The organism is Cohnella sp. GbtcB17 (assembly GCF_019091135.1).
Classification (GTDB): domain Bacteria; phylum Bacillota; class Bacilli; order Paenibacillales; family Paenibacillaceae; genus Cohnella.
Genome location: NZ_JAGXJW010000145.1, coordinates 1 through 1306, shown reverse-complemented (window position 1 = coordinate 1306; position 1306 = coordinate 1). Strand labels below are relative to the sequence as shown.

The window sequence follows — 1306 nt, the reverse complement described above, 5'->3', positions numbered from 1 at the left end:
CGCTCGTGAGCGAGGCCATGACGATGGCGCCGATGATGGAGCCGGTGACTTTGCCGACGCCGCCGGCCGCGGATACGCCGCCGACATAGGCGGCCGCGATTGCGTCGAGCTCGAACAGCGTGCCCGCCGTCGTCGTCGCCGACTGTAGGCGCGCGGTGTACAGGATGCCGGACAGCGCGGACAGCATGCCCATCGAGCCGAAGACGATGTACGTGATCTTCTTGACGCTGATGCCGCTCAGGTGCGCGGCTTCCGGGTTGCTGCCGACCGCGTAGATGTGGCGGCCGAGCACCGTCTTGGTCGTCAGGAAGTGATAGATCACGACGACGGCCAGCATGATGACGACGGTCCAGGAGAAGCCGTTGTAGCCGGCGATGATCCAAGTGATGTAAGCGATGATGGCCGATACGAATACGAGCTTGACGGCGAAGATGCCGCCCGAGACGACCTCGAATTCGTACTTCAGCTTATTGCGGCGGTTCGCGAATTCAAAGTAAACGTACAGCGCGATGACGACGACGCCGAGGATCAGCGAGAGTACGCTGAGGCCGCCGACTTCGCCCAGGGATGGGATAAATCCATTCCCCAACGCGTTAAAATGCTCGTTTTTGACGATAATCGTACCGCTCTTCTCAGTGACCATGAGCAGCGCGCCGCGGAAGATGAGCATGGCCGCGAGCGAGGATACGAACGCCGGGATGCCGACCGACGCGACCAGCACGCCGTTGAACATGCCGATCACGACGCCGAGCACGAGGATGACGGGAATCGTGATGTAAACGGGCACGCCCCAGTCCGACAGCATAATAGCGGCGATGGCGCCCATGAAGCCGGCGGCGAAGCCGACCGACAGGTCGATGTGCCGGATGACGATGACGAGCGTCATGCCGACGGCCAGCACGGCGGTGTAACCGGTCATGTCGAGCAGGTTGCTGATGTTGCGCGAGGACATGAACAGGCCGTCCGTCATGATCGAGAACGTAAGCATGATTACGAACAAGGCGATGTACATGCCGTATTCGCGGATGTTGACTTTGATGAGCGACCTGGTTTCGTTAAAGAAATTCATCGATGATACCTCCTATTGCGTGGCAAGCTCCATGATTTTTTCCTGGCTGGCCTGTTCGATCGGCAGTTCGCCTTTGATCTTGCCTTCGGCCATGACGTAGACGCGGTCGCTCATGCCGAGCACCTCGCCGAGCTCCGAGGAGATCATGATGATGCTCATGCCCTCGGCGATCAGCTTGTTCATGATCGTGTAAATTTCGAACTTCGCGCCGACGTCGATGCCGCGGGTCGGCTCGTC

Annotated in this window: 1 protein-coding gene and 1 pseudogene; both read right to left on the bottom strand. The window is 59.7% G+C overall.

The annotated features are described in order from the left end of the window. A partial coding sequence (locus KVT38_RS33375; RefSeq protein WP_217598043.1) for a sugar ABC transporter permease occupies positions 1 to 1069 on the bottom strand: 1069 nt, incomplete at its 3' end. 12 nt (positions 1070 to 1081) lie between these two features. After that, a pseudogene (locus KVT38_RS33370) lies at positions 1082 to 1306 on the bottom strand (ABC transporter ATP-binding protein); the annotation flags it as partial.